At 71.4% G+C, this 19,146-nt stretch carries 18 protein-coding genes; 14 read left to right on the forward strand and 4 right to left on the reverse strand.

From position 1 onward, the window contains the following. From DI573_RS00555 to DI573_RS00590, 8 genes are all read left to right on the forward strand, one after another. Positions 1-2,340, forward strand: coding sequence for a glycoside hydrolase N-terminal domain-containing protein (locus DI573_RS00555; RefSeq protein WP_292809538.1), 2,340 nt, complete (start codon positions 1-3; stop codon positions 2,338-2,340). A 9-nt stretch (positions 2,341-2,349) separates the two neighbouring features. Continuing rightward, positions 2,350-3,501, forward strand: a complete 1,152-nt coding sequence (locus DI573_RS00560; protein WP_292809539.1) for an ROK family transcriptional regulator — start codon at positions 2,350-2,352, stop codon at positions 3,499-3,501. Between the two features lie 108 nt (positions 3,502-3,609). Then, positions 3,610-5,670: a beta-galactosidase gene (locus DI573_RS00565; protein ID WP_292809540.1), complete on the forward strand. Its 2,061-nt coding sequence runs from the start codon at positions 3,610-3,612 to the stop codon at positions 5,668-5,670. Continuing rightward, a complete protein-coding gene (gene yicI, locus DI573_RS00570; protein ID WP_292809541.1) occupies positions 5,667-7,901 on the forward strand; it encodes an alpha-xylosidase in 2,235 nt (744 codons plus the stop codon). The genes DI573_RS00565 and yicI overlap by 4 nt, the downstream gene beginning before the upstream one ends. 2 nt (positions 7,902-7,903) lie before the next feature. Next, on the forward strand, positions 7,904-9,337 hold the full coding sequence (locus DI573_RS00575) for a GH1 family beta-glucosidase (RefSeq protein WP_292809607.1): 1,434 nt from the start codon (positions 7,904-7,906) through the stop codon (positions 9,335-9,337). Between the two features lie 143 nt (positions 9,338-9,480). Then, complete coding sequence (locus tag DI573_RS00580; RefSeq protein ID WP_292809542.1) at positions 9,481-9,780, forward strand: GNAT family N-acetyltransferase; 300 nt, start codon at positions 9,481-9,483, stop codon at positions 9,778-9,780. A gap of 38 nt (positions 9,781-9,818) precedes the next feature. Then, positions 9,819-10,487: an FCD domain-containing protein gene (locus DI573_RS00585; protein ID WP_292809543.1), complete on the forward strand. Its 669-nt coding sequence runs from the start codon at positions 9,819-9,821 to the stop codon at positions 10,485-10,487. Further along, the gene (locus DI573_RS00590; protein ID WP_292809544.1) at positions 10,466-11,332 is read left to right on the forward strand and encodes an amidohydrolase family protein; all 867 of its coding nucleotides are present in this window, start codon (positions 10,466-10,468) and stop codon (positions 11,330-11,332) included. The genes DI573_RS00585 and DI573_RS00590 overlap by 22 nt, the downstream gene beginning before the upstream one ends. Here the strand turns inward: DI573_RS00590 and DI573_RS00595 are convergent. Together DI573_RS00595 and DI573_RS00600 are read right to left on the reverse strand one after the other, a co-directional pair. Then, positions 11,314-12,270 carry an aldo/keto reductase gene (locus DI573_RS00595; RefSeq protein ID WP_292809545.1) on the reverse strand — a complete coding sequence of 319 codons (957 nt, stop codon included), beginning with the start codon at positions 12,268-12,270 and terminating at the stop codon, positions 11,314-11,316. The two genes, DI573_RS00590 and DI573_RS00595, sit on opposite strands and share 19 nt — an antisense overlap. After that, positions 12,267-13,574 (reverse strand): enolase C-terminal domain-like protein, encoded by a 1,308-nt coding sequence (locus DI573_RS00600; RefSeq protein WP_292809546.1) that lies wholly within the window; start codon positions 13,572-13,574, stop codon positions 12,267-12,269. The genes DI573_RS00595 and DI573_RS00600 overlap by 4 nt, the downstream gene beginning before the upstream one ends. Positions 13,575-13,682: 108 nt before the next feature. Between DI573_RS00600 and DI573_RS00605 the strand changes: the two genes are divergently transcribed. The 5 genes from DI573_RS00605 (at position 13,683) to DI573_RS00625 (ending at position 16,238) form a co-directional block, all read left to right on the forward strand. Beyond that, positions 13,683-14,522 (forward strand): fumarylacetoacetate hydrolase family protein, encoded by an 840-nt coding sequence (locus tag DI573_RS00605; protein WP_292809548.1) that lies wholly within the window; start codon positions 13,683-13,685, stop codon positions 14,520-14,522. Between the two features lie 8 nt (positions 14,523-14,530). Continuing rightward, complete coding sequence (locus DI573_RS00610) at positions 14,531-15,265, forward strand: SDR family oxidoreductase (protein WP_292809609.1); 735 nt, start codon at positions 14,531-14,533, stop codon at positions 15,263-15,265. A 33-nt stretch (positions 15,266-15,298) separates the two neighbouring features. Then, the gene (locus tag DI573_RS00615; RefSeq protein ID WP_292809611.1) at positions 15,299-15,715 is read left to right on the forward strand and encodes a DUF1622 domain-containing protein; all 417 of its coding nucleotides are present in this window, start codon (positions 15,299-15,301) and stop codon (positions 15,713-15,715) included. A gap of 80 nt (positions 15,716-15,795) precedes the next feature. Further along, positions 15,796-16,026, forward strand: coding sequence for a hypothetical protein (locus DI573_RS00620; RefSeq protein ID WP_292809550.1), 231 nt, complete (start codon positions 15,796-15,798; stop codon positions 16,024-16,026). Continuing rightward, complete coding sequence (locus DI573_RS00625; protein WP_292809552.1) at positions 16,026-16,238, forward strand: hypothetical protein; 213 nt, start codon at positions 16,026-16,028, stop codon at positions 16,236-16,238. Before DI573_RS00620 ends, DI573_RS00625 begins: the two co-directional genes overlap by 1 nt. Position 16,239: 1 nt before the next feature. Here DI573_RS00625 and DI573_RS00630 read toward each other — a convergent pair whose 3' ends face one another. Continuing rightward, complete coding sequence (locus tag DI573_RS00630; protein WP_292809554.1) at positions 16,240-17,052, reverse strand: alpha/beta hydrolase; 813 nt, start codon at positions 17,050-17,052, stop codon at positions 16,240-16,242. A gap of 67 nt (positions 17,053-17,119) precedes the next feature. Here DI573_RS00630 and DI573_RS00635 point away from each other — a divergent pair, with 67 nt between their 5' ends. Next, entirely contained in the window at positions 17,120-18,610 is a 1,491-nt protein-coding gene (locus DI573_RS00635) for an MFS transporter (protein WP_292809556.1), read from the forward strand. A 6-nt stretch (positions 18,611-18,616) separates the two neighbouring features. Here DI573_RS00635 and DI573_RS00640 read toward each other — a convergent pair whose 3' ends face one another. Next, positions 18,617-19,105 (reverse strand): 8-oxo-dGTP diphosphatase, encoded by a 489-nt coding sequence (locus DI573_RS00640; RefSeq protein WP_292809558.1) that lies wholly within the window; start codon positions 19,103-19,105, stop codon positions 18,617-18,619. Positions 19,106-19,146 lie beyond the last annotated feature (41 nt).

Consider the following 19,146-nt stretch of genomic DNA (forward strand, 5'->3'; position numbering starts at 1 on the left):
GTGTCACGATTGATCTACCGCACCCCCGCGCACGAGTGGGTCGAACGGCTTCCCCTCGGCAACGGCGCGCTCGGGGCGATGCTCGACGGCGACCTGCCCACGACGCGGATCCTCCTCAACGAGGAGACGGCGTGGTCGGGTTCGCCCTCGAGCGAGCGCTCGGGCGGTGTCGTGTCGGCCGAGCGCGCCGCGGGCCTGCTGAGCGCGGCGCGCGAGGCGGTCGGCGGCGACGACCCCGGTGCGGCGGCCGCGGCCCTCGCCCCTCTCCAGGTCCCGTACTCGCAGGCCTACCTCCCGCTGGGTGAGCTGCGCCTCACGCGGAGGGGGACGTCGGACGCGCCTGGGTACCGTCGCGCACTCGACCTCGCCACCGGCATCCACCATGTGGGCCTCGGCGGATTCGACGAGCATACGTTCGTCTCCTACACCCGGGGCGTGCTCGTGCACCGCATCCGCGGTGGCGGTGAGGCGGCGTGGCACCTCGATTCCGCCCATCACGTCCTCGCTCGCGCCTCCGGCAGCGACGGCGCCGAACTGCAGCTCCGGCTGCCATCCGATGTCGCGCCCACCCACGAGCCGCAGGCCGTGCCCGTGACCTGGTCGGATGCGCCGGGGGACGCGCTCGAGGCCGCTGTCGTCGTCGGCGTCCGCCGCGACGAGGGTGAGATTCTTCTCGTCCTCGCCGCAGAGACCACCTTCACTGATATGGGCCGACCCCCGGAGGGATCCGCCGCAGACGCTGCCGAGCGCGCGCGAGAGCGGGTGGATGCCGCGTTGGAGGCGGGCTGGTCGGAACTCGCGGCAGAGCACACGACCGAGTTCGCCATGCGGATGTCCCGATGCGCGGTCGACCTCGGCTCGGTCCCGCTGTCGGAGTCCGGCGAAGAGCTCCCCACCGACATCCGGCTTCGCCGCGCTCAGAGCGCCGCATCCGGTCCGCTCGCCGAGGATCCGCACCTGGCTCAGGTGCTGTTCGACTACGGCCGGTACCTGCTGCTCAGCTCGTCGCGACCCGGCGGGCTGCCCCCGACGCTCCAGGGCATCTGGAACGACACCATGCAGCCCCCGTGGAGTTCCAACTACACGCTGAACATCAACATGCAGATGAATCACTGGGCGGCGCACCCGACGGGACTCGATGAGAGCGCGGAACCGCTGTGGGATTTCATCTCCGCGCTCGCGATCGCCGGCACCGAGACTGCGGCTCGCCTCTACGGCGCGCGCGGGTGGGTGGCGCATCACAACTCCGACGCCTGGCTCCTCTCCTCGCCGGTCGGGGCAGGTCACGGGGATGCGCGATGGACGGCGTGGCCGATGGCCGGGCCATGGCTCGTGCTTCACATCGCGGACGCGATGGGCTTCGGGGCCATCGACTCGGCGCGCCTTCGGAGGCTGTGGCCCGCGATGCACGGCGTCGCGATGTTCCTCCTCGACTGGGTCCGCCCCGACGGAGCGGGTGGCTGGTCGAGCGCGCCCGCAACATCGCCCGAGAACGCGTTCGTCATGGCGGACGGGAGCATCGGCGCGATCGACGCGACGACGACGATGGATCTCGCCCTCGCGCGCGAGGCGCTGCACGCCGTCGCCCAGGTGGCCGATCGTCTCGGTGAGGGTGATGATCCCGTCGCCGTCGCAGCGCTCGCCCTGGCCCGCTCCCTTCCCGGCAGCCCCGCGGTCGACGGCGGCCTGCTCCGGGAATGGGCGCGTCCTCGTGCGGAGGAGGACGCGCACCACCGCCATGTCAGTCATCTGGTCGGCCTCTTTCCGGGAACCCAGCCATGGGACCTGCCGACGAGGGACGCGGCGGCGGCATCCCTCACTCGTCGAGGCGACGAGTCCTCCGGCTGGTCACTGATCTGGAAGAGCGTGCTCTGGGCGCGGCTCGGGCGCGGCGATCGCGCCGAGGATCTGCTGCGGCTGCTCTTCCGGGACGCGGCGCAGGTGACCGGACCGTGGGCGGGTGGGCTCTATCCCAATCTGTTCGCGGCGCACCCGCCGTTCCAGATCGATGCGAACCTCGGCTACCCGGCTGCGCTCGCCGAGATGCTGCTGCAGAGCCACGACGATCTGAGGCTGCTGCCCGCGCTTCCCCCCTCGCTCGCCGCGGGGTCGGCCCGGGGGCTGATCGCTCGACCCGGAGTGATCGTCGACCTGACGTGGCGTGACCGCGCGCTGGTCACGGCGAGCCTGCGAACCCGCGACGAGCGGACGCGCAGCGTGCGCGTCCGCTCGGGCGCATCGGTCCTCGATGTCGTGCTCGACGCGGGCAGCACCGTCGTTCTGACCGCATCCGACTTCCGCGCCGGCGCCCGCAGAAGCGTCGGCGGAGGGGAGTTCTAGGCTGTGGTCGTGTCCGCCTCCTCGCCGGTGATCCCGCGTTGGCCCGGTCTGCCCGATACGGAGCGGCTGGTTCTGCGCGAGCTGCTGCTGCATGGATCGCAGTCCAGGGTGCGCATCGCAGAGAAGCTCGGACTGTCCCGCACGAGCCTGACCCGCACGACACGAAACCTGATCGACGCGGGGCTGATCGTGGAGGGGCCGGCGCAGGCACTCGGCACGCGGGGGCGTCCCGCCGAGATGCTTGAGCTGCGACCGGAGGCGGTGCACTTCGCCGGGGTCAAGCTCACCGCCGACACGATGTACATGGTGCTGACGGACATGCGGGGGCGAGCGGTGGCCGAGTCGGTCCAGACCTTGCCCAGTCGCGATGTCGCCGACGTCGTCGCGCTCATCGCGCGCTCGATACCCGCGCCGCCGCGGGGAGCCGGCCCCGTCGCGGGCCTGGGCATCGCCGTCGCCGGCGATGTCACCGAATCTCCGGAGGGTGCGGTTCTGCGCCACTCCAACTTCCTGGGGTGGGATGCCGTCGCCCTGGCTCGGCTGGTCACCGAGGCGACCGTGCTGCCCGCGACCGTCGTGAATGACGTCCATGCGCTGACCGGCGCGCAGCACTGGTTCGGATCGGGTCCGCCGCGCAGTTCACTCGTGGTGTTCGGCATCGGCGCGGGCATCGGCTCGGGAGTCGTGATCGCCGGTGAACTCCACCAGGGCGCGCACGGCCGGGCGGGCCGTGTGGGGCACAGTCGCATCGGGGGTCGGGGGCGTCGCTGCGAGAACGGGCACACCGACTGCATTCACAGCTTCGTGACGATTCCGGCGATCGAGCACAACGCCGGCGTCGGCCCCGGCGAATACGACACCGTGATCGACCGCGCCCGCGCGGGCGAGGCGCGCGCGGCGGCGGCCGTGCGTGACGCGGCGCGCGCCGTCGGGACCGTCATCGCGGAGGCGGTGAACGCCTTCGATCCCGACGCGGTGGCGCTCATGGGCGAGGGGCTCGACATGGTCGAGCTCGCGCCCGAGCCGCTGCGTGCATCGCTCGTGGAGTTCCTCGAGCAGGGTGAACCCGACGACGTCAGCATCCTGCGCCCGCGCTTCGACTTCGGGCTCTATGCCCGGGGGGCGGCCGTCGCCGCCATGCGGGAGCTTCTTTCCGCATGATATTGTTTCGTTGATTGACAAAATAGTCGGTGACCCCGCATGGCAGCGGGCGGCGCGATGATCGCGCACGGCGACCCGACCGAGACCTCGTAAGGAAGCGGAGATCCGATGCGGCACGAACGCCTGCGGAGAGAGACGATCCACTCGCGCGCGGCGGACCTCTCCGCCGGGAGGTCCTTCCCGTGGCTTGCGGATGGCCTCGTGTTCGGTGGTGACTACAACCCCGAACAGTGGCCCGAATCTCTGTGGCCGGAGGACATCGAGCTGATGACCCGCGCCGGCGTCAACGTCGTCAACCTCGGGATCTTCTCCTGGGGGCTTCTCGAGCCCCTCGACGGGGTCTTCGAGTGGGCGTGGCTCGATCGCATCATGGGGATGCTCGCGGGCGCCGGCATCGGGGTGAACCTCGCCACGCCGACGGCCGCACCCCCGATGTGGCTGCTCGACGCGCATCCGGAGATCGCCACCGTCGATGCGCGCGGAGTGCGCACGTCGCGGGGCGGCCGGTTGGCCTGGTCGCCGAGCTCGCGGACGTTCCGGGACTATGCGCTGCGGATGGTGCGCGCGATCGCGGAGCGTTACGCGGGGCATCCCGCGCTGCGGTCCTGGCACGTCTCGAACGAGATCGGCAACGAGAACTCCTCGTGCTTCAGCGACGAGACGGCACAGGCGTGGCAGCGGTGGCTGGAACGCAAGCACGGGACGATCGGTGCACTCAATGCCGCGTGGGGCGCCGCCTTCTGGGGACACACCTACGGCGACTTCGCCCAGGTCATGCCGCCGCGGGAGGTGCGCACGAGTCACAATCCCGCGCTGCGACTCGACTTCGAGCGGTTCACGTCGGACGCCCTCCTCGGGCACTACGTCGCCGAACGCGACGTTCTGCGCCAGATCACGCCGGACATCCCGATCACGACGAACTTCATGATCCAGCGCGGACCCGGAGCCGCGGACTACGCACGGTGGGCGCGCGAGGTCGATTTTGTCGCCAACGACCACTACACGACCGCGGACCACCCGCAGCGTCATGTCGAACTCGCCTTCAGCGCCGATCGGGCACGCGCCGTCGCGACGGGCGAACCGTGGCTCCTCATCGAGCACTCGACCGCCGCCGTCAACTGGCAGCCGGTGAATGCGGCGAAGGTGCCCGGCGAGATGATGCGCAACACCCTGTCGCACATCGCGCGGGGCGCGGACGGCGCGATGTTCTTCCAGTGGCGCCAGTCGGCACGCGGCTCCGAGCAGCACCACTCCGCGATGGTGCCCCACGCCGGCAGCGATTCGACGATCTATCGCGACGTGGAAAGGCTCGGCGCGGCGTTGAAGGCTTTGGCCCCGATCCGGGGCACGCGGGTCGAGCCCGCCCGGGTGGCGATGATCTTCGATCACGACTCGGCGTCGGCGTGGCGAAGCGCGCGCACCCCCAGCGAGGCGCTCGACGTCCTCGATCTGCCGCTCGCTCTCTACGGGCTGCTGCTGGCGCGGGGCATCAACATCGACGTCCTCCCCGCGGGCGCCGACCTGACGAAGTACGGCGTCGTGCTCCTGCCCACGCAGTATCTCGTCACGGACGCCGATGCCGCCGCGATCAATCGGGCGGCCGAGCGGGGCGCCCATGTCCTAGTGAGCTACTTCTCGGGCATCGTCGATCACGACAACGCCGTGCGGCTCGGCGGATACCCCGGCGCATTCCGCGACCTGCTGGGCGTGCGCGTCGATGAGTTCTTCCCGCTCCTGGGAGACGAGCGGGTACAGCTCGACAACGGCTTCACGGCGAGCACCTGGACCGAAAGGGTCCGTGTCGACGACGCCGAGATCATCGCGCGCCTCTCGACCGGACCCCTCGCCGGCTCGCCCGCGATCACGCGACGCGTGACGGGGCGGGGCAGCGCCGTGTACCTGTCCGCGCGGGTATCCGACACCGACCTCGACCAGCTGCTCGAGACGCTGCTGGAGGAGGCCGCGATCGCCCCGATCGCCGTCGCCGAGCGCGGCGTGGAACTCTCGCGACGAGAGGACGGGTCATCCCGCTACCTCTTCGCGATCAATCACACCGACACCGACCTCACGGTCGAGGCCACGGGCGTGGATCTGCTCACGGGGGAGCGGCTCGCCGCTCCCGCCACCGTGCCCGCAGGCGCCGTTCGCGTCATCGAGGAGACATCATGAAGCTGACCGACGGTTTCTGGGAGCTGCGCCCCGGAGTGAGCGCGGTGTACGGCCAGGAGGCCTACGACATCTGGCGGAGCGAGGACACCGTCGACGGTCCGGGCCTTGTCGTCACAGCTCCCACGAAGGTGATCGAGCGGCGCGGCGACACGTTGAACCGACCGGTCCTGACGGTCACCCTCTCCTCCCCGCTCGAGGGCGTCGTGCGCGTGCGCATCGCGCACCACGAGGGCAGGGCCTGGCACGGTGGGTTCGAACTGCCCGGCGCGTCGACGGGTGGCCGCGGCGCAGCATCCGTCACCGACGCGGGCGGCACGCTCACGACGGGAGCGCTCACCGCGAGCGTGCGGCGCGGCGCCCCCTGGTCGCTGTCGTTCGATCACGCCGGCCGACGGCTCACCGGCAGTGGACACAAGGCGCAGGCCTACGTCGAGATCGACGCCGACGCGCACGTCGACCGCGGGCCCGTCGAGCTCACCCGACACGGCGGCGCCCCCCGCGACCGCACCCTGGTGCAGGAGCAGCTGGACCTCGGCGTCGGCGAGCTCGTGTACGGCCTCGGCGAGCGGTTCGGGCCCCTCGCCAAGAACGGGCAGAGCGTCGACATCTGGAACGCCGACGGGGGCACCTCCAGCGAGCAGGCCTACAAGAGCGTGCCGTTCTACGTCTCGAACCGGGGCTACGGGGTACTGGTGAACGACCCCGGCCGGGTGTCGTTCGAGATCGGCTCGGAATCGGTCGAGCGCGTGCAGTTCTCCGTCGACGGCGAGGTGCTGGAGTACTTCGTCATCGACGGCCCCACGCCCAAGGACGTCCTGGAGCGGTACACGGCCCTCACCGGCCGCCCTCCCGTCGTGCCCGCGTGGTCGTACGGGCTGTGGCTCTCGACGAGCTTCACGACCGACTACGACGAAGCGACCGTGACGGGCTTCCTCGAGCAGATGGCGGCGCGGGAGCTGCCCGTCTCGGTGTTCCACTTCGACTGCTTCTGGATGCGCGAGTTCAACTGGTGCGACTTCGAGTGGGACCCCCGGGTGTTCCCCGACCCCGACGGCATGCTCGCGCGCCTGCACGAGCGCGACGTGCGCATCAGCGTGTGGATCAACCCCTACATCGGGCAGCGCTCGCCGCTTTTCGACGAGGCGCGCGCCGCCGGATACCTTGTCCGCCGCCCCGACGGGTCCGTGTGGCAGTGGGACATGTGGCAGGCCGGCATGGCGCTGGTCGATTTCACCAATCCGGATGCTGTGGCCTGGTTCCAGGGCAAGCTCCGGGCGCTCGTCGACCAGGGCGTGGACTGCTTCAAGACCGACTTCGGCGAGCGTATCCCCGTCGATGTGCGCTGGCACGACGGCTCCGATCCCTACCGCATGCACAACCTCTACGCGCAGCTGTACAACAGAGCCGTGCACGATGTGCTCGTCGACGCGCGCGGCTCGGGCGAGGCCGTGCTCTTCGCGCGGTCGGCCACGGCCGGCGGCCAGACGATGCCCGTGCACTGGGGTGGCGATTCGACGTCGACGTTCGAGTCGATGGCCGAGACGCTGCGCGGCGGGCTCTCGCTCGCCTTCAGCGGCTTCGCGCACTGGTCGCACGACATCGGCGGGTTCGAGGGCACTCCGGATGCCGGGGTGTACAAGCGCTGGACCGCCTTCGGTCTGCTCTCCAGCCACAGCCGCTTCCACGGTTCGCAGTCCTACCGCGTGCCGTGGGTGTTCGACGAGGAGGCGGTCGATGTGACGCGCCGATTCACGCACCTGAAGATGCGCCTGATGCCCTACCTCTACGCTGCCGGGCTCGAGGCCGCCGAACGCGGCACGCCCGTCATGCGACCCATGGCGCTGGAGTTCCCCGACGATCCGGCCGCCGCGTACCTGGACAGGCAGTACATGCTCGGCGCCGACATCCTCGTCGCCCCCGTCTTCACCGCCTCGGGCGAGGTCGAGTTCTACCTTCCGGAGGGGGAGTGGACCTCTCTCCTCACGGGCGAGACGGCGCACGGCGGGCGATGGCTGCGCGAGACGCACGGCTTCGACAGCCTCCCGCTGTACGTGCGCCCCGGCGCGGTGATCCCGTGGGGCGCACGCGAGGACCGCCCCGACTACGACTACCTCGACGGGCTGCGGCTGCGTGTGTTCGCCGGGGGCGAGGGACAGACTGAGGTGACCGTGACGACGCCGGACGGGCGTGCGGAGACGTTCGCGGTCGATACGACGAAGGTGACGGAGTGAGCATGGCGCAGCAGGGCAGCAGAGACTACCGGGACTCGGGTCTCGTCTTTCCCGAGGGTTTCACCTTCGGGTCGGCGACGGCGTCGTATCAGGTCGAGGGCGCGTTCGACGAGGACGGCCGCGGGCCCTCGATCTGGGACACGTTCAGCAAGACCCCCGGCAAGGTGTGGAACGGCGACACGGGCGATGTCGCATGCGACCACTACCACCGCGTCGACGAGGACCTCGATCTCATGAAGGAGCTCGGCCTCGGCGCCTACCGGTTCTCGATCGCCTGGCCCCGCATCCAGCCGACCGGCTCAGGAACCGTGAATCAGGCGGGCATCGACTTCTACTCGCGCCTCGTCGACGGCCTGCTCGAGCGCGGCATCCGACCCGTCGCGACGCTGTACCACTGGGACCTGCCGCAGCCGCTCGAGGATGCCGGGGGCTGGGCCTCGCGCGCCACCGCCGAGGCGTTCGAGCGCTACGCCGAGATCATGGGCGCCGCGCTCGGCGACCGGGTGCACACCTGGACCACCCTGAACGAGCCGTGGTGCTCGGCATACCTCGGTTACGGACAGGGTGGACACGCCCCGGGGCGGCACGAGCCGGCGGCCGCGCTCGCCGCGGTGCACCACCTGAACCTCGCCCACGGCCGCGCGGTGCAGGCGCTGCGGACCACCTCGACCGGCGACCCGGACTACTCCGTGACCCTCAATTTCCATGTGCTTCGGGGGCAGGGCGAGGGTGCCGCCGAGGCGATGCGCCGCATCGACGCGCTGGCGAACCGCGCCTTCACGGGGCCCATGCTGCGCGGGGAGTACCCGGCCGACCTGCTCGAGGACACGGCATCCGTCACCGACTGGTCGTTCGTGCGCGAGGGCGACCTCGCGGCGATCCACCAGCCGATCGACGTGCTGGGCGTCAACTACTACTCCACCGCCACGGTGCGCCTGTGGGACGGCGTCTCGCCCAGGCAGGCGCACGACGGTCACAAGGGCGCCGAGGGTGGCACCGCGTGGCCCGGCAGCAACGAGATCGTCGAGTTCGTGGAGCAGCCCGGCCCCTACACCGCCATGGGCTGGAACATCGCCCCGGAGGGCCTCGAGGAGCTGCTGCTGTCGCTGCGCGAGCAGTTCCCGGATCAGCCGCTCATGGTGACCGAGAACGGCGCCGCCTTCGACGACGAGGTCGCCGAGGACGGGTCGGTGCCCGATCCCGAACGGCTCGACTACCTGCGCCGGCACTTCACCGCCGCGCACCGCGCGATGCAGGCCGGGGTCGACCTGCGCGGGTACTTCGTCTGGTCGCTGCTGGACAACTTCGAGTGGGGCTACGGCTACGCCAAGCGTTTCGGCATCGTGCGCGTCGACTTCGACACCCTCGAGCGCACGGTCAAGGACTCCGGCCTCTGGTATCGCGAACTGGCGACCACGCGGGTGCTGCCCGGGTGACGTCTGCACGACCGGTCGGGCCGGGGCGCCTCACCCGTCACACGGTGGCACTCCCGCCCCGCCGGTCGTGCAATCGGTCGTGTGCGAGCACCTCACAGCCCGCTCGCAGGCCCGATGTCTGCGGGCGGGCTTAGTCTGCCGTGGTGACCGAGTTGATTTTCGAGAAGCAGCCCGACGCCTCGCGCTGGACCCTGCGCCGCGGCGACGACCTTGTCAGCGTGCTCGACTACCGCGACGACGGACAGACCGTCGCGATGACCCGCGCCTACACGATTCCGACGTTCCGCGGCCACGGATATGCGGGCGAGGTCGTCGAGCGCGCCGTCTCCGAGCTCGAGGCGGCCGGAGACCGGTCGGTGAGCCCGGTGTGCTGGTACGTCGCCGACTGGTTCGCCGCGCACCCCGAGCGCCGCGGCATCCTCGCGCAGCGGCGCAGCGCGTAGCACCATCTAGACATCGGATGTATCGCTAGGCTGGTTGCGTGGCCGTGACAGACGAGGCGATCCTCCGCATCAAAGAGATGATCGTCTCGGGGCAGATGCCGCCGGGCTCGCGGCTTCCGCCCGAGAAGGAGCTGAGTGACGCGCTCGGCCTCTCCCGCAGCTCGCTCCGCGAGGCGGTCAAGGCGCTCGAGGTCATCCGCGTGCTCGACGTGCGCCGCGGGGACGGCACGTATGTGACGAGCCTCGAGCCCCGCCTGCTGCACGAGGCGCTCACCTTCGTCGTCGATCTGCATCAGGACGACTCGATCCTCGAGATCCTCGCGGTGCGGCGCATGCTCGAGCCTCAGGCTGCGGCGGCCGCGGCTCAGCGGGCCACCGCACCGGCGCTCGCCGCGCTCGCCGCGGCGGTGGAGGTGTCGCCGGACGCCGACGTCGAAGGCCTGGTCGCTCATGACGTCGAGTTCCACCACGCCATCGCCGAGGCGGCGGGCAACGCCTATCTGACGAGCCTGCTCGACTCCCTCTCGAGTCACACCGTGCGGGCCCGTGTCTGGCGCGGTATCACCGAGGGTGGCTCGGTCGCCCGCACCATCGATGAGCACCGGGCGATCCTGGCCGCGGTCGAGGATCACGACGCCGAGCTGGCGGCGGCCCTCATGGTCGCCCATGTCTCCGGGGTGGAGAGATGGCTGCGCCAGGCGCTCTGACCTCGGGGATCCTCGATGCCCACGCGCACGTGTGGGACCCGGGCACGCTGCGCTATCCGTGGCTCGACGGGCACCCCGCGCTCGCTCGCGCCCGGCTTCCGTCCGAGCTCGACGACGCTGCCGGACGGGTGTCGGGTTGGGTGTTCGTCGAGGCAGACGCGCGCATCGAGGATGCACAGGCCGAGGTCGAGTGGGTGGCGGCGCTCGAATGGCGGGGTCTCGCCGGGCTCGTCGCGCACGTCGACCTGGCCGACCCGGCCTTGGGGCAGGCCCTCGACGGCTTCGCCGCGCACCCGCTCGTGTGCGGCGTGCGCGCCACGCTGCAGAACCGGCCGGTCGGCCACCTGCGCGAGTCCGCGGTGGGGCGCGGGCTCGCCGCCGTCGCCGCGAGAGGTCTCGTCTTCGACGCCTGCGTGCGCGCGGGCCAGCTCGACGAGCTGGCGAGCGCCCTCGAGCGCGTCCCCGACCTCCCGGTCGTGATCGATCACCTGGGCAAACCGCCGATCGCGCAGGGTGTGCACAGCGAAGCGGGAGCCGCGTGGGAGCGGGCGTGGCGCCGGCTGGCGGGCCTGCCTGCCGTGCACGTGAAGTGCTCGGGTTTCGCCGCCGAGGTCGCCGACCACGATCTGCTGCGTGCGCACGTGCCGGGGTTCCTGGCGGTGACCGCCCGTCTGTTCGGCTCCCGGCGCTGCATGTTCGGCAGCGACTGGCCGGTGAGCGGGGTGGATGCCGGGGGTCTGTCGACCGCGCAGGCCATCGACATCGTCGGTGCGGCGTTCGCGCCGCAGGAGCACGTCGCGGTGTTCGGCGGCACCGCGCGCAGGTTCTACGGTCTCTCGGGCTGAAACGCCTCGGTGAGGCCCTCGTCGCGCAGCTCGTCCCACAGCGCGTCGGGGATCACCGAGCGGGCATGCTCGAGGTTGGCGCGCAGCGACGAGACGCGAGCGGTGCCGACGACCACCTCGTCGACCGCGGGATGCCGCAGCGGAAACTGCAGCGCCGCGGCCGGCAGCGCGACGCCGTGCCGTCCGCAGATCCGGGCCAGCCGCCGAGCGCGCGCGGCGACGTCGGGCGGCACGTCGCCGTAGTCGTAGTGCGCGGATTCGGGGCGGTCGACCGCGAGCAGGCCCGAGTTGAACACGGCGGCCGCGACGACGCGCACGCCCCGCTCGGCGCACAGCGGCAGCAGCTCCTCGGCCGCCGGCTGCTCGAGCAGGGTGTATCGGCCGGCGATCATGACGGCGTCGACGTCGGCTTCTCGCACGGCCCGCAGCGCAGCATCCACCGTGTTCACGCCCACCCCCACCGACGACACGACGCCTCGATCGCGCAGGGCGATCAGCGCGGGCAGGCCGATCCCGATGCCGGCATCGAGGTCGTAGACGTCGGGGTCGTGCAGGAACAGGGTGTCGACACGGTCGAGGCCCAGGCGCCTCAGCGAGTCGTCGAGGCTTCGCGCGACGCCGGCGGGGGAGGGATCCCACCGGCGCACGAGGTCGTCGGGGACGACGAAGCCCTCGGTGTCGCGGCCGGAGCGCGGGCCGGGGTTCGGCTCGAGCACCCGGCCGACCTTCGTCGACACGACAAACCCGTCGCGGGGTCTGCCGGCGAGGAAGGCCCCCAGGCGCCGCTCCGACAGCCCGAGCCCGTAGTGGGGCGCCGTGTCGAACGAGCGGATGCCGCCCGCCCACGCCGCCTCGAGCACGGCCTCGGCGTCGGTGTCATCGACCTCGCGGTAGAGGTTGCCGAGCGATGCCGCGCCGAATCCGAGGCGCTCGATCATGCGGTCGGGACCCCCGTGACGCGGTCGCCGTAGCGCGCGATGGAGGCAGCGTGCATCTCGGTGCCCGCGCCGGCGGCGAGGGGCGCACGGTAGCGGCCGTCCCGGACGTCGGTCGGGGTGACGAAGTGCTCGTGCAGGTGGTCGACGTATTCGATCATGCGGCCCTCCATCGTGCCCGAGACCGCGACGAAGTCGAACATCGACAGGTGCTGCACGGCCTCGCACAGGCCGACCCCGCCCGCGTGCGGGCACACCGGCACCCCGAACTTCGCCGCGAGAAGCAGATGCGCGATGTTCTCGTTCACGCCGCCGACCCGCGCCGCGTCGATCTGCATGACCTGCAGGGCGTCGGCCTGGAGGAACTGCTTGAACATCACCCGGTTGTGGGCATGCTCGCCGGTCGCGACCCGCACGGGGGCGATGCCGCGGGCGATGCTCGCGTGGCCGAGGATGTCGTCGGGGCTCGTCGGCTCCTCGACCCAGGCGAGGCCGAAGGGCGCGAGCTCGCGCACCCAGGCGATCGCGGTGCCGACGTCCCAGCGCTGGTTCGCGTCGATCGCGATCGGAAAGTCATCGCCGCACACCTCCCGGGCGATGCGCAGACGCCGGATGTCGTCGTCCAGGCTCGTGCCGACCTTGAGCTTGATCTGCCGGTACCCGTCGGCGATCGCCTCGCGGCACAGCCGGGCGAGCTTCTCGTCGGAGTACCCGAGCCAGCCGGGGCTGGTGGTGTAGGCGGGGTAGCCCTCGGCGAGCAGGACGCGCTCGCGTTCGTCGCGACCCGGGGCCGCGGCCTCGAGGATCGCGATCGCCTCGTCACGGGTGAGCGCGTCGCTGAGGTAGCGGTAGTCGACGAGGTCGGCGATCTCGGCGGGGCTCATCCGCGACAGCAGCCGCCAGAGCGGCAGGCCCGCGCGCTTGGCCTTGAGGTCCCACAGCGCGTTCACGACCGCGCCGATCGCCATGTGCATCACGCCCTTCTCGGGGCCGAGCCAGCGCAGTTGCGAGTCGTGCGTGAGCAGGGCGGATGCCGCGCCCATGTCGGCGAGCAGCGCTTCGGCGTCGCGGCCCACCAGGTGGCCCTCGAGGGCCCGGATCGCGGCGACCTGCACGTCGTTGCCGCGCCCGATCGTGAACGCGAAGGCGTGCCCCGCGAGCCCCGCGTCGGCGCCCGTCGCATCGGTGGTGATCGTGACGTAGGCCGCCGAGTAGTCCGGATCGGGGTTCATCGCGTCGGAGCCGTCGAGCGACAGCGACGTCGGAAAGCGGATGTCGGCCGTCGCGACGGAGGTGATCGTGCTCATGAGGTGCTCACAGCGCCATCTAAACATCCGATGTCTGCGCGGTCAAATGATAATGTGGGCCGAAGCGGGGGCACGAACGCCCCCAGCGATCAGATGTTCGGGAGTTCTATGCGTTTCGCTCGAGTCGGTGAAGCGGGCGCCGAGACGCCCGCGGTCGTGGCCGACGACATCCTCTACGATCTGTCGGGTCTGACGGCGGACATCGACGGCGCGTTCTTCGCCGGGGGCGGCATCGCCCGCGCGCGGGAGGCGCTCGCCGCGGGCGTGCTCTCACCGCTCGAGGGCCCGCCCCCGCGCATCGGCGCGCCGATCGCCCGACCCTCGGCGATTCTCTGCGTCGGCATGAATTACGCGGCCCACGCGGCCGAGTCGGGCTCGCAGCCCCCCGAGAACCTCGTGATGTTCCAGAAGACGCCGAACACGATCGCGGGGCCCCACGACGACGTCGCGATCCCGCGCGGCAGCGAGAAGACCGACTGGGAGGTGGAGCTGGGCGTCGTCATCGGCAGCCGCGCGCTCTATCTCGAAAGCCCCGCCGCCGCGTCGGCGCACATCGCGGGCTTCGTGCTCGCGAACGACCTGTCCGAGCGGGCGTGGCAGCTCGAGATCTCGGGCGGCCAGTGGGGCAAGGGCAAGTCCGCGCCCGGCTTCACGCCGACGGGTCCGTGGCTGGTCACCCCCGACGAGGTCGACCCCTCCGACCTGCGGCTGCGCAGCCGGGTCAACGGCGAGCCGCGACAGGACTCCCGCACCGCCGATCTCATCTTCGATGTGCCGTACATCGTCTGGCATCTGTCCCAGTTCATGGCACTCGAGGCGGGAGACCTGATCCTCACCGGCACCCCGGAGGGCGTTGCGCTCTCGGGGCGATTCCCCTATCTGCGGGCGGGGGACGTCGTCGAGCTCGAGATCGACGGTCTCGGCAGCCAGCGCCAGGTGATGGTGTGAGCGCCTCAATGGAGGGTCTCGTCGCCATCGTCACGGGCGGCGCGTCGGGCATCGGTGCGGCGATCGTTCGACGGCTCGCGGCCGACGGCGCGACGGTCGTCGTCTTCGATCGTGACGAAGCGACGCGGGATGCCGGGGGTCACACGGTCGACGTCGGCGACGACGTCGCAGTCCGGGCGGCCGTGGCCGCCGTCGGCGCCGACCACGGTCGCATCGACATCGTCGTCAACAACGCCGGCATCGGAGCCGCCGGCTCGATCGAGGACAACGACGACGCCGAATGGCATCGGGTCTTCGACGTGAACGTGGTCGGCATGGTGCGCGTCGCGCGCGCGGCGCTGCCGTGGCTGCGGCGGTCGGACGCGGCATCCATCGTCAACATGGCGTCGATCGCCGCGACCGCCGGGCTGCCCCGGCGCGCGCTGTACGGCGCGAGCAAGGGGGCGGTGCTCGCGCTGACCCTGCAGATGGCCGCCGATCACGTGCGCGAGGGCATCCGCGTCAACGCCGTCAGCCCCGGCACCGCCGACACCCCGTGGGTGGGCCGGCTGCTCGGCGCGGCCGATGACCCCGCCGCGGAGCGTGCCGCCCTCGAGGCCCGTCAGCCGCACGGCCGTCTCGTCAGCGCGGACGAGGTCGCCGACGCCGTCGCCTACCTCGCGAGCCCGCGCGCCGGATCGACCACGGGCACCGCGCTCGCCGTCGACGGCGGCATGTCGGGTCTGCGCCTGCGTCCGCGCTGACGCCGGCCGGCGCTCTAGGCTGACCCCGTGGATATGGAGCACGTCTTCACGGCGATCGCGGTCGGCTTCGAGGCGACCGGCGCGGCCGCGATGATCATCGGCGCGATCATCGCCCTCGTGCTGGGGGCGCGCTCGCTCTCGCGGCACGAGGGCGGCCGCACCGCGTTCCAGACGCTGCGCAACACGCTCGGGTCGGCGATCCTGCTGGGGCTCGAGATCCTCGTCGCCGCCGACCTGATCCGCACGATCACCTCCAAGCCCTCGCTCGAGGATGCGCTGATCCTCGGGCTCATCGTGCTGATCCGCACGATCCTGTCGATGTCGATCCAGATCGAGATCGAGGGGGTGCTGCCGTGGCGGCGGGCGCTGCTGACCAGCGGCGGTCAGCTGCTGGCCGGCCAGGTGCGCGACGACGCGCGGCGGGGTCGCGACGCCGCGCGCGGCGAGTAACCCCCGGCATCCACGCCGTCAACCCCCTGGGCACCGCGAAGCGGGCGCGGGATGCTGGGGCTCGACGAAAGGGGTGCGCCATGACCGCGGACCACGACCGAGATCTTCCCGAGGGTGTCATCGACGCCGACCCGCCCGGCGGCTGGGAGAGCGGACAGACCGCCGACGGCGAGAGCGCCGAGCAGAACGCCGACGCGATCGGTTCGCCCGAGCTCAGCGACGCGGGACTGCCCGTCGAGGGGCCGGAGTCGACGCAGAACGCCGATCCCGACCTCATCCAAGACGACGATCTCTCCGAAGAGGAGTCATGATGTCGAACACGCAGGACGATCCCGCCATGGATCAGCACCCGACCACCGACGCCGCCAAGCTCGCCGGCATCGTCGATCAGACTCGCGCCGATGTCGGCGACAAGGACGCCGAGGCGATCGAGCACGTGCTGCGTCAGCGGCTCGAGCAGGTCGGCATCGAGCTCTCGGACGCCGACATCCGCGACACCGCTCAGAAGATCGCCGCGGGCTAGCTCAGCCGCCGAGCCACTCCACGATCCGGCGCGCGGCGGGGCCGCCGTCGCGGATCATGGTCTCGTGCCCGTGGCCGGGCACCTCGACGAACTCGCCGTGGGGCAGCGCGCGTACGACGCGCTCGCACCAGTCCCGGGGCGAGACCGGATCCTCCTCGCCGCGCAGCACGAGCACCGGCACGGCGATGCGGGGGTAGGTCCGCTCCGGGCGGTGCACGAGCATCGCCCGCGTCTTGCGGATCAGGTGCGGCCGGGCCCGCAGGTATTCGCGCGCACCCAGCAGCAGCACCTTGGGGCTCTCGTCGAGCAGGTCGGTCACGAGCAGCCGCAGCTGCGTCAGCGCGCGGCGGGCACGGTCGTTCACGGTCGGCGCGACGAGCACGACCGCGGACGCGAGGCGGTGCCGGGCCTCGACCTCGGCCACCACCTGCGTGCCCATCGAGTGGCCGATCAGCACGGGCCGCTCGATCCGCTCGGCGCAGAGCAGCGCCGCGACGGTGTCGGCCATGCGCTCGATCGTCGGCGTCCGGGGCGGCTCGGGGGACTCTCCGTAGCCGGGCAGGTCGACCGCGATCACCCGTCCGGTCCGTTCGAGGTGCAGCGCCACGTCGCCGAAGACCTTGCGGCCCATTCCGATGCCGTGCACGAGGACGAAGGTGCGCGCCCCCGTCCCGCGCTCGCCGACGATGAGCGTCGACCCGTCGTGGGTGAAGGGACGGGGTGGATGCTCGGGGTCGGGCGTTCCCGTGACCTCGTCGATCAGGTGGTCGGCGCTCTCGGCGAGATCGCCGAACGGATCGAGGTCGTCGCTCACCCCACCACGCTACCCGCGCGTCGCGCGCGTGCCCGACGGCGGCTGCGGGGCACTAGCGTGGGGAGAGATGTCGGATTCAGCCCACGCGCCAGGCGGCGCGCCGCGCACCCAGAGCATCCCCCTCTCGTCGGCGCAGCGCTGGCGCGCCTTCTGGGTCTGCGTCGCCGTGGCGGGCATCACGATCCTCGACCTGTCCAAGGTCAATGTCGCGCTGCCCTCGATCGAGGCCGCGCTCGGGGCCGGATCGACCGAGCTGCAGCTGATCGTGTCGGGCTACGTGCTCACGTTCGGCCTCGCGCTCGTGCCGATGGGCCGCCTCGGCGATCAGCGATCCCGTCGGATGCTCTTCATCGTCGGGCTCACCCTGTTCACCTTGACGAGCGTCGTCTGCGCGCTGGCACCCAACACGGCGGTGCTGCTGGCGGGGAGACTCCTGCAGGGAGTGGCCGCCGGCATCCAGATGCCCCAGGTGCTGGGGCTGATCCAGCAGCTGTTCCAGGGCAAGGAGCGCGGCCGCGCCTTCGGCCTGTTCGGTGCGACGATCGGCGTCGCGACGGCGGTCGGCCCGACCCTGGGCGGTCTCATGATCGCCCTCGGCGGCCCCGACGACGGCTGGCGCCTGATCTTCTGGATGAATCTGCCGCTCGGAGTGATCGCCATCGCGCTCGCGGCGTGGGTGCTGCCCTCGACGCGCGCACGATCGCGTCGCCGGCTCGAGCTGGACCCCGTGGGCGTCGTGCTTTTCGGCATCACGGTGCTCGCGCTGATGTGGCCGTTCCTGTTCACCACCGGATCCCCGGACGACGATCCGCTGCGCTGGTGGCTGCTGGTCGTGTTCGCCCTGTTCGCGGCGGCGTTCGTCGCCTGGGAGCGCGGCTACAGCGCGCGCGGGCACAACCCGCTGATCCCGCTGAGCCTGTTCGGGGTCTCCTCCTTCCGCAACGGCACGCTCATCGCCACCACCTACTTCGCCGGCGCGCCCGCGCTGTTCCTGCTCACGACGCTGTACCTGCAGAGCGGCCTGGGCCTGGAGCCCGTGTTCGCCGGCATGGTCTCGATCGGGTTCGCGCTGGCGAGCGCCGTCGCGTCGTGGCTCGGCGGCAACCTCGTCGGGCGGTACGGTCGCCCCATCGTCGTGTGGGGTCTTGCGGCCGTGCTGCTGAGCGTCGGCGGTCTCGTGCTCGCCGCGCTGTATCTGCCTTCGGCATCCGTCGCCTTCGTCATGGCGGGGATCATGGCGGTCGGCGGGTTCGGGGGAGGCCTCGTGATCGCTCCCAACCAGACGCTCGCGCTCGCCGAGATCCCGGTCCAGCAGGGCGGTCTCGCCGGCTCGGTAGGGCAGCTCGGTCAGCGCATCGGCACGGCCGTGGGCACCGCCGTCGCGCTGTCGCTGTTCTACGCGGCGGTCTTCCGCGAGCAGGACGAGGCGCCGCCGCTCGTGGTCTACCACGACGCCTACATGTACGGGATGCTGGCGGTCGCCCTGTTCTTCGCGATCGCCTTCGTGCTGGCCGTGGTCGACCTCACGTCGCGCCGGCGGGGCCGCACGAGAGCCTGAGCGCCCTCAGGCGACCGCCCGGCGCTCTTCGGCAACGACCGTGGCGAGGTCGTCGCCGAAGGTGTAGCGCGCGGCGATCCGCCCGCCGCGCAGCACGTCGGGCAGCCAGCGACCGGCGTCGTCCCACATGCGCGCGTAGGGCACATCATCGAGTGCGAACCAGCGCGGCACGATCTCCTCGGTCTCGACGGGCTCGCCCCGCCAGGTGGTGCACGTGAACACGTGCGAGCGCTGCGACCACGAGGGCTGGGAGGGGAACAGGTAGTCGAGCACGCCGGCCGGCTCGAGGTCGTCGGCCTCGATGTGCAGTCCGGTCTCTTCGTGCACCTCGCGCACGGCCCCCTCGCGGACGCTCTCGCCCGCCTCGACCTTGCCGCCGATGCCCACGACCTTGCCGAGGCCGAGCCCGGTGCGCTTGTAGCCCAGCAGCACGTCGGTGCCGCCTGCCGCGCCGGGGCGCAGCAGGTAGACGACACAGACGTCGGGCAGGTCCATGCGGTCAGGGTACGCCCGGTGTGTTTCGCGGGCGTGTCGGC

The sequence above is a fragment of the Microbacterium sp. genome (assembly GCF_003248605.1).
GTDB lineage: Bacteria > Actinomycetota > Actinomycetes > Actinomycetales > Microbacteriaceae > Microbacterium.